At 66.2% G+C, this 14919-nt stretch carries 16 protein-coding genes; 4 read left to right on the top strand and 12 right to left on the bottom strand.

Annotated features, from left to right (window positions below; translation table 11 throughout):
• From VGC77_RS09055 to flgB, 5 genes are all read right to left on the bottom strand, one after another.
• The coding region (locus VGC77_RS09055; RefSeq protein WP_331171238.1) for a flagellar biosynthetic protein FliR at window positions 1-411 on the bottom strand (411 nt) is incomplete at its 3' end.
• 91 nt (window positions 412-502) lie between these two features.
• Window positions 503-766 carry a flagellar biosynthesis protein FliQ gene (fliQ, locus tag VGC77_RS09060; RefSeq protein ID WP_184257423.1) on the bottom strand — a complete coding sequence of 88 codons (264 nt, stop codon included), beginning with the start codon at window positions 764-766 and terminating at the stop codon, window positions 503-505.
• A 212-nt stretch (window positions 767-978) separates the two neighbouring features.
• A complete protein-coding gene (fliE, locus tag VGC77_RS09065; RefSeq protein ID WP_331171239.1) occupies window positions 979-1296 on the bottom strand; it encodes a flagellar hook-basal body complex protein FliE in 318 nt (105 codons plus the stop codon).
• 14 nt (window positions 1297-1310) lie between these two features.
• Window positions 1311-1736: a flagellar basal body rod protein FlgC gene (flgC, locus tag VGC77_RS09070; protein WP_331171240.1), complete on the bottom strand. Its 426-nt coding sequence runs from the start codon at window positions 1734-1736 to the stop codon at window positions 1311-1313.
• Window positions 1737-1764: 28 nt separating this feature from the next.
• Window positions 1765-2175: a flagellar basal body rod protein FlgB gene (gene flgB, locus VGC77_RS09075; protein WP_331171241.1), complete on the bottom strand. Its 411-nt coding sequence runs from the start codon at window positions 2173-2175 to the stop codon at window positions 1765-1767.
• 392 nt (window positions 2176-2567) lie between these two features.
• On the opposite strand from flgB, the gene VGC77_RS09080 reads away from it, so the two are divergent.
• Both VGC77_RS09080 and fliP read left to right on the top strand, forming a co-directional pair.
• Window positions 2568-3632, top strand: a complete 1065-nt coding sequence (locus VGC77_RS09080; RefSeq protein WP_331171242.1) for a flagellar biosynthetic protein FliO — start codon at window positions 2568-2570, stop codon at window positions 3630-3632.
• A complete protein-coding gene (gene fliP / locus VGC77_RS09085) occupies window positions 3629-4390 on the top strand; it encodes a flagellar type III secretion system pore protein FliP (protein ID WP_331171243.1) in 762 nt (253 codons plus the stop codon). The genes VGC77_RS09080 and fliP overlap by 4 nt, the downstream gene beginning before the upstream one ends.
• A 75-nt stretch (window positions 4391-4465) precedes the next feature.
• Here the strand turns inward: fliP and VGC77_RS09090 are convergent, their stop codons facing one another.
• Window positions 4466-5113: a glutathione S-transferase gene (locus VGC77_RS09090; RefSeq protein ID WP_331171244.1), complete on the bottom strand. Its 648-nt coding sequence runs from the start codon at window positions 5111-5113 to the stop codon at window positions 4466-4468.
• Between the two features lie 67 nt (window positions 5114-5180).
• Complete coding sequence (locus VGC77_RS09095; RefSeq protein WP_331171245.1) at window positions 5181-5927, bottom strand: SDR family NAD(P)-dependent oxidoreductase; 747 nt, start codon at window positions 5925-5927, stop codon at window positions 5181-5183.
• Between the two features lie 177 nt (window positions 5928-6104).
• Between VGC77_RS09095 and VGC77_RS09100 the strand changes: the two genes are divergently transcribed.
• Window positions 6105-6998 (top strand): LysR family transcriptional regulator, encoded by an 894-nt coding sequence (locus VGC77_RS09100; RefSeq protein WP_331171246.1) that lies wholly within the window; start codon window positions 6105-6107, stop codon window positions 6996-6998.
• A 49-nt stretch (window positions 6999-7047) separates the two neighbouring features.
• Here VGC77_RS09100 and VGC77_RS09105 read toward each other — a convergent pair whose 3' ends face one another.
• From VGC77_RS09105 to fliL, 5 genes are all read right to left on the bottom strand, one after another.
• The gene (locus tag VGC77_RS09105; protein WP_331171247.1) at window positions 7048-10767 is read right to left on the bottom strand and encodes a tetratricopeptide repeat protein; all 3720 of its coding nucleotides are present in this window, start codon (window positions 10765-10767) and stop codon (window positions 7048-7050) included.
• A 93-nt stretch (window positions 10768-10860) separates the two neighbouring features.
• Window positions 10861-11622, bottom strand: a complete 762-nt coding sequence (locus VGC77_RS09110; protein ID WP_331171248.1) for a flagellar protein FlbB — start codon at window positions 11620-11622, stop codon at window positions 10861-10863.
• Window positions 11619-12065: a DUF6468 domain-containing protein gene (locus tag VGC77_RS09115; protein ID WP_331171249.1), complete on the bottom strand. Its 447-nt coding sequence runs from the start codon at window positions 12063-12065 to the stop codon at window positions 11619-11621. The genes VGC77_RS09110 and VGC77_RS09115 overlap by 4 nt, the downstream gene beginning before the upstream one ends.
• The gene (gene fliM, locus VGC77_RS09120) at window positions 12062-13294 is read right to left on the bottom strand and encodes a flagellar motor switch protein FliM (protein WP_331171250.1); all 1233 of its coding nucleotides are present in this window, start codon (window positions 13292-13294) and stop codon (window positions 12062-12064) included. The genes VGC77_RS09115 and fliM overlap by 4 nt, the downstream gene beginning before the upstream one ends.
• Window positions 13295-13309: 15 nt before the next feature.
• A complete protein-coding gene (fliL, locus tag VGC77_RS09125) occupies window positions 13310-13789 on the bottom strand; it encodes a flagellar basal body-associated protein FliL (protein ID WP_331171251.1) in 480 nt (159 codons plus the stop codon).
• A gap of 351 nt (window positions 13790-14140) precedes the next feature.
• Here fliL and flgF point away from each other — a divergent pair, with 351 nt between their 5' ends.
• Window positions 14141-14902, top strand: coding sequence for a flagellar basal-body rod protein FlgF (gene flgF, locus VGC77_RS09130; RefSeq protein WP_331171252.1), 762 nt, complete (start codon window positions 14141-14143; stop codon window positions 14900-14902).
• Window positions 14903-14919 lie beyond the last annotated feature (17 nt).

A 14919-nucleotide genomic window follows, 5' to 3' on the forward strand; every position in this document is an offset into this window, starting at 1 on the left:
CAGCGTCAGCCCGAGCAGCGTGAGGAAATTGCCGATCACCGCGCCCTGCTGGCCCTGGGTCGGATCGACCGAGGTGACGAAGCCGAGGCCAAGTTGTTGCGCGATCACCGAGCCCGCGACCTGCAGCGCCGACAGCGTCACCCGCGCCGTGGTCCCCAGCACCAGGCCGATGATGATCTCGTGCATCATCAGCACGATCAGCGGCGTCAGCGAGCTCATGTCGACGTGATAGTCGGTGCGGTGCAGCGGCAGGATCACCAGCGTCAGCAACAGCGCGATGGCGAGCTTGATGCGCACCGGGATGTTGGTTTCGCCGAACCCCGGCATCAGCATCACCATCGCGGCGATGCGGGCGAACACCAGCATGAAGGCGGCGGCGAGCGCCGGCAGGAATGAGATGTCGATGCGCATGGCCGCCTTGCGCGAGGCTGTCGCGTCGCAAGCAGGTGGGACGGTGTCGGGCCGGCCCCGCGGATCCGGCGCTGCCCGACACGATCATGCCCTAGCCTCCCATGATTCGCGACGAAATCCGCATCATGTGGCTGTGCAGCGCGTCGGCCATGAACGGCAGCGCGAGAATCAATGTGACGAAGATGGCGATGATCTTCGGCACGAACACCAGGGTCTGTTCCTGGATCTGGGTCAGCGCCTGCACCAACGACACCACCACGCCGACCACCAGGCCGACCACCATCAGCGGCGACGACACGATGACGATGGTCCAGATCGCATCGCGGGCGACGTCGAGGGTTTCCATGCCGGTCATGTCAGATCCTTTGGTGGCGTCGAAGTTTGCTGGAAGCGTTGCGGCATCTTTCCCTCGCCCCGCTTGCGGGGAGAGGGTGGCGTGACAAGCGAAGCGCCGATCCGGGTGCTCCGCCGGGTCGACCTCTCTCCCCGCTTGCGGGGAGAGGTGACGTCCGTGCTCGGCGCTGCAGCGGCATCTTCGATCCGTGTCAGAAGGAGGGTCGCAAAAAATCAGATCGCCATCTTCATGATGTCTTCGTAGGACTGGATCACCTTGTCGCGCACCGACACCAGCGTCGACACCGCGACGTCGGTCTCAGCGACCGCGGTCACCACGTCCATCACGTTGGACTTGCCGGACGCCATCGCCACGGTCTGAGCGTCGGACTTGCGGCCGGAATCCAGCACGCTGCCGACCGCGCTCTTCAGCACGTCGCCGAACGACTGGCCGCCGCCGAGATCGGTCGGCTTGGCGCCGGCGCCGCCGACCGAATCCATGATCCGGGCGAGGCTCGCATAGGCATTGGCGGCGACGGTGGGGGTTGCCATGGGTCAGCTCCTGATCACGCCTTGAGGATGTCGAGGGTGCGTTGAATCATCCGCCGCGTGGCGCTGATGATGTTGAGGTTGGCCTCGTAGGACCGCTGCGCGTCGCGCATGTCGGTCATTTCGACCAGCGGATTGACGTTGGGATATTTGACGTTGCCGGCGGCGTCGGCGGCCGGATTGCCGGGCTCGTATTTGATCCGGAAGCTGGAATTGTCCGGCTTGACCCGGCCGAGCGACACCACCTTGGCGTCGAGCGCGCGATCCAGCGCCGAGGTGAAGGTCGGGACCTTGCGGCGGTAGGGGTCGCCGCCCGGGGTCTGCGCGGTGGATTCGGCGTTGGCGATGTTTTCCGAGATCACCCGCATCCGCCCGGCCTGGGCCCGCAACCCCGAGGTCGCGATGCCCATCGAGCGGGAGAAATCCATCGAATCGTCGGCCATGGCGGGGTGTTCCTAATGCGCCGCGCGGTCAGCGCTTGCCGATCGCGGTTTTCAGCATGCTCAGGCTGCGGCTGTAGAGCGAGGTGGCGGCGGCGTAATCCATCTGGTTGGACGAGGTTTTCAGCATTTCATCCTCCAGGTTGACGGCGTTGCCGGCCGGCCGGGTCTGGAAGCCGCCGTTGCGGTCCTGCGCGAAGCTTTCCACCCCACCGGCAGCGCTGATATGGCTGGCGCTGGTGCGCAGCATCGGCAATGAGCCCATCGGCCCGCCGGCGACCGGCAGCCCGGTGGCCGCGAATTTCGGCTCGATCAGTTCCCGCGGCTTGAAGCCCGGCGTATCGGAATTGGCGATGTTGTCGGCCAGCACCTTCTGCCGCTCCTGATGCCATTGCATCTTGGTGCGCAGCGCCGACAGCACGGGAAGGTCGTTGATGGGCATCGCTCGGCTCCGCCTCTCGGTTCCGCCTCGGCAGTCCGTTCAGGTGGGCAGATTTTGCCGCCCCTATGGTTAACGGGCAGTTAATTTTTGGATTACGCCGATATCTGCGGCGTCCGGCGCGTTAGCTGTGTAGAATGCGGCGGTGTCATCGCAGCGGCGCATTTTCGCCCCAGATGGTGCGCTAACCGATCGATCTGATGGCGATTTGACGTCAGAAGTCGTTTTCGCCCGATCGATTCCTGGGCTATGTAAGGGGCTTGCGCGGCAACTCTTGCCGGCCAGGTTTAAGAATATGGGCAAGACCAGGATTGGTTCGTAGTTCGTCACAGCGGTGGGATCAGCGCGTCCGCCGCTGCGCCGCGGACAAGAACTTGAGTTGCCGGGGATAAAGCATGCAGTCGCCAGTTGTTTTCTTTTTCGCATTCGTGGCCGTCCTGGCCCTGATCGGCATCGCCGCCTGGTTGGTGCGCCGATTCGCCGGCAGCCGGCTCGGCGCCAGCACCAACCGGGGCCGGATGCCGCGGCTGGCGGTGATCGATGCGGCGGCGGTCGACGGGCGGCGCCGGCTGGTGCTGGTGCGCCGTGACAATGTCGAGCATCTGTTGATGATCGGCGGCCCCACCGACCTCGTCGTCGAGCCCAATATCGTGCGCGGCAATCTGACCCGCGAGCAGTTGCCGCAGCGTCCGGTGGTCGGCAGCGAGCCGCCGCCGCGGATTTCGCCGCTGGAATCCGGCAATTGGGAGCCCGAAGCCGCGGACAATGCCGAGCCGCAGGCGCCGGAGCTGCCGCAGCGCCCGCAGCGCCCGTCCTACGCCGAAGAGCCGCGGCGGCCGCCGCTGCCGGAGCGGCGCAGCGGCGGCGATGCGCTGGCCGGACTACTGCCGGAGCCGCCGAACCGCCCCGAACCGCCGCTGCGTCCGGAGCCGCGCCCCGAACCGCAGCTCCGTCCGGAGCCGGTGCTGCGGCCGGAGCCGCAGATCCGCCCGGAGCCGCAGATCCGCCCCGAACCGCGGCTGGAGCCGGCGCCGCCGCGTCCGCCGCGCGCCGAGCCGGCGATGCCGCGGCCGATGCGCGAACCCGCGATGAAGCTGCCGCGGGCGCCGGAGCGCGCCGCTCAGCCGGCGCCGCCCGCTCCCGCTCCCAGCCTGCCGCCGGCGCCGACGCTGTCGGCGGCTGACCAGAACCTCGCCGACATGGCGCAGCGGCTGGAAGCCGCGCTGCGCCGGCCGATCGGCGAGCACCGCGAGGCCTCGCCGCCGGTGGCGCCGGAGCCGCCGCCGAGCCGGCCGCAGCCGCGCAGCGCCAGCGACAATGCCAACCCCGGCGGCAGCACCGGCGGCCATCCTGAGCAGCCGCCGATCACCCCGGCGGGACCGCCGTCGATGAAGACCGGCTTCGAGAATCTGGAAGACGAGATGGCCTCGCTGCTCGGTCGTCCGAAGAACCCTTCGTGAGATCGCCGAACACCCCGCGTAGAGTTGTTGCATTCCTCCTCGTCCTGACCGCCGCCGGATCGCTCGCCGATCCGGCGCTGGCGCAGGATATCAGCATCAATCTCGGCGGCGGCCCGGGCGGCGGCGGCGTCACCGAACGCGCGATCCAGCTGATCGCGCTGTTGACGGTGCTGTCGATCGCGCCGTCGATCCTGATCATGATGACGTCGTTCACGCGGATCGTGGTGGTGCTGTCGCTGCTGCGCACCGCGCTCGGCACCGCGACCGCGCCGCCGAATTCGGTGATCCTGGCCTTGGCATTGTTTCTCACCGCCTTCGTGATGGGGCCGGTGCTGCAAAAGTCCTATGACGACGGCATCAAGCCCTTGATCGCCAACCAGATCACCGTCGAGGACGCGCTGCAGCGCGCGGTGGTGCCGCTGCGCGGCTTCATGCAGAAGAACGTCCGCGAGAAGGATCTGAAGCTGTTCATGGACCTGTCCAATGAACCGATCCCGGCGACCCCGGACGATCTGTCGCTGCGCATCCTGGTGCCGGCCTTCATGATCTCGGAATTGAAGCGCGCCTTCGAGATCGGCTTTCTGTTGTTCCTGCCGTTTCTGATCATCGACCTGGTGGTGGCCTCGGTCTTGATGTCGATGGGCATGATGATGCTGCCGCCGGTGGTGGTGTCGCTGCCGTTCAAGCTGATCTTCTTCGTGCTGGTCGACGGCTGGTCGCTGGTCGCGGGCAGTTTGGTGCAGAGCTACGGCGGGTAGCCGGGCCGCGGAGCGCGGTTGCCGGCATTTGTCACCACGACAGACATCGCGGCCACACTTCGCCACCCGGTCGGGTTAGGCCGCCATGCTCGGCCGGGCCGAAACGAACGCGTACCAGCGCAGGGAGGCGCGATTGCCGTCAGGGATCGGCAGGCTCAGGGCCTTGGCCGCGAAGTCGATGGTGACGACCGCCGTGATGTCGGCAACGGTGAAACGATCGCCCGCAACGAACGGCAGATCGGTCAGGCGAGCTTCGAGGTCGGAATAAAAGTCAGCAATGCGTTGCCGGCCGCGCACGACGAGCGCCGGAATTTGCTCGTAATCATGTGCCCCGGCGATCGCGCGTCCCTTTAATCCCACAGCCGCGTTGCGCACGGTTTCCATCACCGCCGCGAATCCCTCAAGCTCGATCCGTCGCTCCCACATCGTCACCAGTGCCTTGTCGGTCGGCGAGGTGCCGAGCAGCGGCGTGTCGGGATAAGCCTCTTCCAGATAGCGCAGGATCGCGGGCACCTCGGCGATCGCGGTTCCGTCTTTCAGCACCAGCGTCGGGACCACGCGGCGCGGATTGATCGCCACATAGGCGTCGCTGAACTGTTCCTTGGCGCCGAGATCGACCGGAATCCGCGAGACACATATACCCTTCTCGGCGAGAAAGATGCGAACCCGCCGCGAGTTCGGCGAGTTGCCGGATTCGTAGAGCTTGAGACGATCGGTCGACATTGGAGGATTCCTTGCTGCAATTCGAGAGCGGGCAAAAAGGCGGCCGGTTGCTCACCGGCCCACCGTGTCAAGCTGCCGACTTGCCGCCGTCCACCGTCAGGATGTGGCCGGTGACGAAGCTGGCGTCCGGCGAACTCACGTAAAGGATCGCGCGCGCAACCTCGTCGGGCTGGCCGATGCGCTTCTGGGCATTCATCGTGGCCAAGGAGGCCTTCGCCGCGTCGCTCCCGGTAAAGCGGTCGAGCATGGCGGTCTGGATAGGTCCCGGCGCCACGGCGTTGACGCGGATTCCGGAGCTTCCGACCTCGAGCGCGACCGATTTGGTCAGCCCTTCGACGGCGTGCTTGCTCGCGGCGTAGATCGATGCGTTGGCGCCGCCGCCGTGTCCGAAGGTCGACGAGATGTTGACGATGCTGCCGCTGCCTTGCGCCTTCATCACCCGCAACTCGTGTTTCATGCTGAGCACGGTGCCGAGGACGTTGGTATCAAAGGTCGCTGCATAGCTTTCGGGCGTCTGCTCGGTGGCCGGACCGGGCTTGCCTTCGGTGCCGGCGGCGTTGACCGCGATGTCGAGGCGACCGAAGCGCTCCACGGCCTTGTCGACCAGGGCGCGAACATCCTGCTCATGGCGGACATCGGCGCGGACGAACTCGGCCTCGGCGCCGGCTGCACGTAATTCGGCCACCAGCGCGCTGCCCGCCTCGTCATGGCGGCCGGACACGACGAGTCTTGCGCGCTTCTCCGCGAAAGCAAGGGCGGTGGCGCGCGCGATTCCGGTCAATGCGCCGGTGATCAGAACGACGGGACGATCCATAGGATTTTCCTTTCGGGATGCGGGTTGTCATGCCTATGCGGTCTATCCGCGGCGGCGGTGTGGACTGCGCTTTCATTCGGATGTGCCAATCAGAGCGCGTTGCAGCACGAATAGCGCTTGCCGTGGGCCCGGAAAAAGACTTTGTTTCTGGGATTCCATACCTCAAAGGCATGACTCATGGATCTTCGGCACTTGCGCTATTTCGTGGCGGTCGCCGAAGCAGGCAGCCTGACGGTCGCTGCCGAAAAGCGACTGCACACGGCGCAGCCCTCGCTCAGCCGCCAGATGCGCGACCTCGAGGCCGAACTGGGTTGCGAATTGATGATCCGCGGCGCGAAGGGCATCGCGCTGACGGCCGCGGGCCGGGTGTTTCTCGACCATGCGCGCGGCGTGCTGTTGCAGGTGGAAGCGGCGATCGAAGCGACGCGGCGTGCGGCGACGCCCGCCAAGGCGTCGTTCGTGATCGGTTTTCTAACCGGCTACGAGTTCGACTGGCTGCCTGCGGTGATGCGCATCATGCGCGATGAACTTCCCGCTACCGAGGTCGTCATCCTCAGCCTGTCGTCACCCGACCTGGCCGACGGATTGATGCGGGGAAAGATCGATCTGGCGTTCATGCGCCACGAAAGGAAAGCGTCCGGCCTGGTGTTCACGCGGCTGATCGACGAGCCGTTGATCGTGCTGATGCCCGCTGAGCATCGCCTGGCGAAGCGACGCGCAATCACCGCCGATGACATCACCGTGGAGCAACTGGTCGGAGTGCCCCACGACAAATCCCCAGCGCTGCGGTCGATCACCGATGCCTTCGGCAAACGGCTCGGCATCGATCTGGCACCCGATCACGAGGTGGATAATCTCTCGATGGCGATATCGCTGGTGGCCTCGACCGGCGGCATTGCGCTGATGCCGCTCTACGCGCGCAACCTGCTCCCGTCCACGGTGATCTACCGGCCGCTTGCCGGAGTAGCTCCGACCATCGACCTCTCGCTCGGCTACAGCGAGGTCAACACTTCGCCGCTTCTGAAAATCATCGTGTCGAGAATAGGCGATCTCAAATTCTCACATGCATGAGACGCTGCTGATATGCGAAAGCTTGGCCTCGCCCGAGCCGCGCTCGGCGCTACCTGGTCAGCGGGATCTGCCGCACCGCGATCTCCGGCAACGAGCCGGTGGTGTCGGCATCGGACGGCGGTTGTTGCGGCAGGATCGCTTTGGCGCTGGCGTCCGGGAAGCGCGCCTTCATCTCGCGCAGGAAGCCGTCCAGCGTGTCGACGCTGGCCGCCATCTTGGCGATCGCGCTGAATTCGGCGTTGCTGCCGTTGGACGGCGTCGAGGCAACGTCGAACGCCACCTTGTCGGCGCCGCCGGTCATCAGCGGCGCGAATTTCTCGCGAAACCGGCCGAGCCCGAGCGCGTCCTCGGCCAGCGCGTAGCCGACCACGGCGCGGATCACGTCGCTCTTCTCGGCGCTGTCGAGCGGCTTGAAGTCGCGCCAGCGGTCGCCGAGATAGAGCTCGATCTGTTCGGAGGCCTCGCGCCAGCGCCTCGACGCCCAGTAGATGTCGGCGCGCAGCCGGATCGCCTCGCGCCCGGAAATATTGGCGATGATATCTAGCGCCAGATCGTGGCGGCCGATGTCGCTCTGCGCGCGGGCTTCCAGCAGCAGCCGCTGCGAACGCAATTCGCCGGACAGATCGGCGATCCTGGTCGAGCGCAGCGCGGTGATGGCGCGATCCGGCTTGCGGTTCATCAGATAGACCATGGCGAGCCGCGCCGCGACCTGGGCGCGCGCGGCACCCTCCATGCGGCGATCGACCTGGTACTGCAACAGCTCGCTGGCCTGATCGAGCAGATCGACCGCGACCAGCCGGTCCGCCAGCCGGCGGATCATCTCGTCGCCGCGGCGGCCGATCGGGGTCAGCCCGCGGTAGTCGTAGAACATCGCCAAGGCGTCGATCGGCGGCATGTCGTCGCCCTTGGGGGAGAGAAACACCTGGGCGAACAGCGCCGAAGCGTCGTCCTGGGCCTGCCGCGCGCCCTCCGAATTCGGCAGCAATTCGGTGGCGAGCCGCGCCGCCGCCAGCGATTCCCGGTAGCGGCCGAGATCGGCATACATCTTCGCCATCATCTGCTGGGCGCGCACCTCGAGCTCGTCGCCGCGCCAGGTCAGCGCCAGCCGTTCCAGCTCGGGCAGCATATCGGCCGGCGAGATTTCGCCGCGCTTCTGCCGCAGCATCAGGTCGAGCAGCGTGGCTTCGGTGGCCGCGGCGCGGTCCGGCGACAGCATCGCGTCGCGATATTTCAACAGCGCGTCGCCGTCGCGGCCCAGCGCCTGGTCGAGCCGGCCGCGCAGCACCGCCACCGCCGGCTGGATCTGCGCCGGCACCCCGACATGGTCGAGCTCGCTGGAGAGATTGGTGGCGCCGGCATAGTCCTTGACCTCGAGCGAGGCCCGCATCGCCTCGCTGATCACCACGCGCTGCATGTCGAGCGGCAGCCCGTTGGTGATGAACTCGACGTTCTTCAGCTTTTCGCGGGCCTCCGGCCATTTGCCCTGCTTGGCCACCGCCAGCGCCCGCCACAATTGGGAATCGAAATTGGCGCCGATCGCCGGGTTGGCGAGGTCCTTCAGCGCGTCCTCGGGATGGCCGATCATGACGCTGCAGGCGGCGCGGATGATCAGCGCGACCGGATCGTCCTGGCCGGATTTCAATTCGCCGAGCACCAGGTCGATGACGCCCTTGGCCTCGGCATACATGCCGCGCGCCATGTAGAACCGCGCCAGCTCGTAGCGCGCCATGATGCGCGCCTCGCCGCTGGCCTTGGCCGAGGCGTTGATCAGCTCGTCCTGTTTCTCGGCGAAACTGCCCTGCTGGTTCTTCTGCCATTCGTTGACGTCGAAGATCGGCCGGCTGCGCGCGCTGCCGCGATCGCCGCCGCCGAACGAGGCCGACGACAGCGTCAGCCCGCCGGGCCGGCTCAGCACCACCTTGTCGGCGCCGACCGTCGCGGTGACGTCGTCGGAAAACGGCTGCAGCACCACGCCGTGCAGCGATTCCAGCAGCGCGAATTCGACGAAGTCCTGGCGCTTGATGAAGCCGCGCGCCGGCGCCGCCGCAGTCACCACCATCAGCGTATCGCCGGCGTCGGGGTCGACGATCCGATGCAAGAGGCCGGGGGCGGCAAGCTGCACGGTGACATTGGCGCCGGCCGGATCGGAAATGTTGCGCACCGCCTGCAACGGCTGGGTCGGCGACTGCATGGCGTCGGCGAAGGTCAGCGCCCAGCCCTGCGCGTCGCCGGTCAAGGACGCCAGTTGCGGCCGGCTGAGCCTGATGCGCACCGCCTGCCCGCTCGGCAACGCCAGCCCGCTGATCTCGGCGATGTTGGAGCCGCCCTGGCGGCGCACCGGCTCCAGATCGAGCAGCTTGGGAGAATCGAACACCAGCCACAGCGTGTCGGCGCGGCGAAACAGCGCCGCGGCCACCGGTGTGGCGAACGGAAACTGCAGCCGCAGCCCGGCATTGCTGCGCCGGATATCGACCGCCATGCCGGGCTCCGACAGCGCCACCGCCGCGGCCGGCGGCGGCGCGGCGGCCGGCTTGTCGGCGGGCTCCGGCGGCTTCGCGGCTTCTGGCTTCGGCTCGGTTTTCGCCTCGGCCTTGGCTTCGGGTTTCGCCTCGACCTTGGCTTCGGGCTTCGCCTCGATCTTGGGCTCAGCCTTCGCTTCGGCCTTGAGCTCGATCTTCGGTTCGACCTTGGCTTCGGGCTTCGCCTCGGCCTTGGGTTCGGCCTTCGCCTCGGCCTTGGCTTCGATCTTGGGTTCGGCCTTCGCCTCAACCTTGGGCTCGACCTTGGCGGCCGGCTTCGGATCGGACTTCATCTGCTTTGCGATCGACTCCGAGGTCGGCGAGGCGATCTCGCCGGCCGGCGACGGCCGCGCGCCGCCCTGCAGCCGGCTGATCGCCGCCGGCAGCGATTGCGCCGGCTCCGGCTGCTGGAAGCCGATATCGACGATGTAGTTCTTCTCCTCGCGGAACGAATGCACGTCGACATCGCCGATCATGGTGATCTCGACCGCCGAGCGGTCGGCGTCGGTGGTCTGGCTGATCGAGGAAATGTTCGGCGGCGCCGCCAGCTTGGCGTCGGCAAGATCGAAGGTCAGCGGCGCGGTGAACAGCAAGGACAGTTTCTGGTCGCTCAGCGTCGAATTGACGGTGACGCCGTCCGGCATTTCGAACACGTAGCGCACGAAGGTCGGCTGCACCGCGGCGCGCACCCGCACCGGCGGCCGCACCTTGGCGGAGGCCGCGCGTTGCTGGCGCAGCGCCTTTTCCGCGGCGCGGGCGCGGTCCGACAATTCCTTCAGCACGTCCTGCGGCAGGCCGGGCGGCGCGCCCTTCCAGTCCTCCGGCAGCAGGTCAACATAGAGCCGTTCGCCGGCGGCCATCGAATTGACCGTGACCTTGCGCTGCAGCGCCAGCCGGATCGCGCCGCCGTCGGGATCGCGGCGCGCCGAGCCGATATAGTCGGGCACCGCGTCGGCCAGCTTGTCGATCGGCACATAGACCGGCCGCTTGAAGCGGATCACCAGCACGCTGCCGGCGATCACCACGTCGGATTCGACGTCCTCGCTGAGCTTCAGCACCAGCCGGGCATAGCCGCCGCCCGACGACAGCGTCGCCTCGCCCTTGACCAGCGGCGCCTGGGCGCGCGCCGGGGCGCCGGCCGCGATCAGCAGCGCGCAGCCAGCCAGCCCGAGGCGCCCAAGCCAACGCCCTGCCGCCCGCGAGATTTCGCAGGCGCGCGACCAACCAAGCTTCGCAGCCGTTCGTGCCATGACGTCGTTTCTCGGGCGCGCGCGCCGCTGATGCAGCGGCGGCGCGCCCCGGAATCTAGATTTGCCGGTTGAAGGATTTGTTAAACATCCCCGTTAATTGCGATTTTGCGGCGCCGGCTTGCCTTCGATCTTGGGCAATTCCACCGCCATCGCGGCCTTGTCGCCGCCGCCGGCGCGGCGCGCCAGTTCGACGGTGAGCCGCTCGGCCGCCTCCGGCGCCATCAGCCCCAGAATGTCGGCCATCTTGCGCGGCGCGATCTGCGAGGCGATGTCGAACAGTACCGGCATTTCCAGCCGGTCGAACACCTTGGCGGCGTCCTTCGGCTTCATGCCCTCATACATCGTGATGATGCTCTTGAAGCGGGTGGCCTCGGTTTCGGTCTTCTGTCCGCTGGTGGCGGCGATCCGCGACTCCACGCCCTTCAATTCCTCGACCTTGGATTCGATGCGCTTCTCCGCGGCCTTCAGCAGGCTCTCGCGGATTTCCACCTCGCGGGCGCGGGCGTCGAGCTCCTGGCGGCGCGCCTGCAGCCGCTCCAGCAGCGCGCGCTCCGACGGCGAAACCTGCGGCGGCGGCTCGTTGATCACCGGCGGCTCGGTCGAGGTGGAGATTTCCGGCGCGGCCACCGCCGGCTTCTCGTCCTTCTTCTCGGTCGACCCGGTGATGTCGGAATCGAAATTGCGCCCGGTCGGGAAGTTGAGGTTTTCCTCCGCCCATGACGGCTTGCTGGCGTGGGGCTGGTAGTCGAACACATAGCCGCCGTCGAGCAACAGGCCCGCGATCTTCAACACCGCGAGGCCGAAGATCGCGACCAGCACCACGGGGATGACGCGGATGTCCCGGAACAGCTTCATGCGGCGATGCCATCGGCCCTTCTGCGATCGGCGAACGCCTGCGCCGCGGCGGCGACCGCCTTGGCCGGCGACAATTGCGCAAGCGGCGGCTCCGGCTGCGGCTCGGCGGCGGGCTGGCGCGCCGCGCTGGCGATTCGCGACAGCCGGCGCAACACGTTGTCGCCCTCGCTGAGCTGCTTGTCGAGCTGTTCCGACAGGCCGCCGGCGGCGGCGATCTGGTGGCGCAGATTCTCGTTGACCTCGCGCACCGTGAGCTTTAGCCCGCCGATCGCGCGCTCGGCGATTTCGGTGGCGGTGATCAGTTCGCCGATCGTCGCCTTCAGCGAGTGCTCGTCCGCCTTCAGGCACTTCAGCCGCTTGTTCAGCAGCATGCAGTAGGCGATGGTCAGCATCAGCAGCGTGGCGACCAGGCTTTCGATCGCAATTCCTAATGAATGACTCATTGTGTCTCCATTAATTTGGTCTGCTCGTCGGCCTTCTCAAACATCGCGTAGGTGGTGTTCGGCTTGCGCAACTGCTTGGTGACGCGGATCGCGACGCGATCCGCCACCCGGCCCATCCGGCCTTCGGTCAAGGTGACGTTGCCGCAGCGCACCGCGACCAAGGCGTCGGCGCGCAGTTCGAGCGGCAGGGTGTCGCCGACCTTGAGCCGCATCAATTGCTTCAGCGGGATCTCGGCCTCGTACAGCACGGCGTCGACGGAAATCTCCGCCTGGGAAATTTCGGTCGACAGATGACCTTCCCAGATCGGGTCGCGGCCGAATTTCTCGCCCATGAACATCTGCATGAGCACGGCGCGGATCGGTTCGATGGTGGCGTAGGGCAGCAGCAATTCGATGTTGCCGCCACGGTCTTCCATGTCGATATGCAGCCGCACCAGGATCGCGGCGTTGGCCGGCCTGGTGATCGCGGCAAAGCGCGGATTGGTTTCCAGCCGGTCGATCTTGAAGGTCACCGGCGACAGCGGCCGGAACGCCTGTTCGGCGTCGGCCAGCACCACTTCGACCAGGCGTTTGACCAGATTGGTCTCGATCGTGGTGTAGGGCCGGCCTTCGACCCGCATCGAGGCCTGGCCGCGGCGGCCGCCGAGCAGCACGTCGATCATCGAATAGATCAGCGCCGAATCCACCGTGGCGAGACCGAAATTCTCCCACTCCTCGGCCTTGAACACCGAGAGCACCGCGGGCAGCGGGATCGAACTCATGTAGTCGGAAAACCGCACCGAGGTGATGCGGTCGAGCGAGACCTCGACGTTATCCGAGGTGAAATTGCGCAGGCTCGTGGTCATCAGCCGCACCAGGCGGTCGAACACGATTTCCAGCATCGGCAGGCGTTCGTAGGAGACCATCGCCGAATCGATGATCGCGCGAATGCCGGAATGATCGTCGAGATTGATCTCGCCGATCGAGAAGCCGAGCAGGTTGTCGATTTCCTCCTGCGTTAGAACCCGTTCGCCGCCGCTCTTGCCGGTGCCGGTGCCGGTACCGGTGCCGGTGCTGCTGCCGAGGTCGCGGCTGCCGTCCTCGACCATCGCCGCCCACTGGTCGGCCATCGCGCCGGTGAGTTCGTTGGCGGCGGCGTTCTTGGCGGCCTCTTCGGGATCCTCGGAGGCCATCTGCGCTTCCCATTGCGCAGCGATGGCGTCCTGATCGACCTGGTCGTTACCCGCCATGGGAGGTCCGCCCGCTCATTGGATCACGATTTCCTTGAACAGGACCACGTTGACGACGCCGGGCGCCACCGCGAGGTTGACCCGGCGCAGCATCTCTTCCTTGAGCCGAAACAGCCCGGCGGAGCCGGAAATATCGCTGGAGCGCAGTTCGCGCAGATAGGTCTGGAAGATGTCGGTGACCCGCGGCATGGTCGGCTTGATCTGCTCGACCACCTTCTCGTCCTTGACCTCGAGCACCACCTTGACCCGCAGATACTGGATCCGCTCGCCCGGCATGCCGGCGAGGTTGATGGTCATTTCCGGCACGTCGATGAACACCGGCTTCTCGGCCTCGACCTTGTGGGTCTCCTCGCCGTGGCCGCGGAAGAACATGAACCAGGTGCCGCCGCCGATCAGCAGCAGCCCGACCACGGCGCCGACGATGATGAACAGCTTGCGCTTGCTCTTCGGAGCGGCCTCGCCGTCCTTGCCGTCTTCGACCTCGGTGTCTGCCATTGCCTGCCGTCCGAATTCGCCGCGAAGGCCAGTTGCGACGCGAAACCGATGTCCCGGACGCCCAAGCGCCCGCTTAAAAACTTATGTCGCAATGGTTAATGGAACCTTTCTTTCGCCTGCCAGCTAGGAAGAATTTGCCGGCAATTATGGTCAATAATACCTTTTTGCCGCCTTTTCCGGCCCCGGTAAAACTACGTAATTGACTGTAATTACACGCAAATTATCTGTGGCACGAGATTCGCTTTGCTGTTGGCTGAAGCGCGGCTTGGGAGAGCTCTAGCGCTTCGCAGCAACCACGGGCGGCCTTTGGGAGAGGGGCGTCCGCGGCTCAGGCAAAGGGGAGATCGACCGATGGAGAATGCCCTTCTCATCGGACTTTCGCGGCAGATGACCTTGGAGCGACAGATGGATGTCGTCGCCAACAACGTCGCGAACGTCAACACCACCGGCTTCAAGTCCGACAAATCGCTGTTTCAGGAATACCTGTCGCCGGGCGCCCATGAAGACAACTTCATCGGCCGCGACCGCCGCGTCAGCTATGTGCAGGACCGCGCCACCTTCCACGATTTCTCCTCCGGCCCGCTGGAGCAGACCAAGAACCCGCTCGACGTCGCGATCGACGGCGACGCCTTCCTGGCGGTGCAGACGCCGGCCGGCGAGCGCTACACCCGCGACGGCGGGCTGCAGATCAACACCCAGGGCCAATTGGTCACCGCGTCGGGCTATCAGGTGCTCGGCACCAACGGCCCGATCGTGTTTCAGCCCACCGACAAGGACATCACCATCGCCGACGACGGCAACGTCACCGTGCTGGAGGGCTCCTCGGCGGTGGATTCGCTGCGCGGCAAGCTGCGGCTGGTGAATTTCGCCGAAGCCCAGCGGCTGCTGAAAGAAGGCTCCAACCTCTATGCCGGCGACGGCGCCGCGGCGCAGCCGGCGCTGACCGCCCGGGTGCACCAGGGCTACATCGAGAAATCCAACGTCAACGCGGTGGCCGAGATGAGCCGGATGATCGATGTCACCCGCGCCTACACCCAGCTGTCGTCGATGCTGCAGCAGCAGGGTGACTTACGCAAAACCGCGCTTGAGAAGCTCGCCGACGTTCCGGCGTAACCGCCTTTTTTGGAGAC

The organism is Rhodopseudomonas sp., assembly GCF_036404135.1.
Classification (GTDB): domain Bacteria; phylum Pseudomonadota; class Alphaproteobacteria; order Rhizobiales; family Xanthobacteraceae; genus Rhodopseudomonas_A.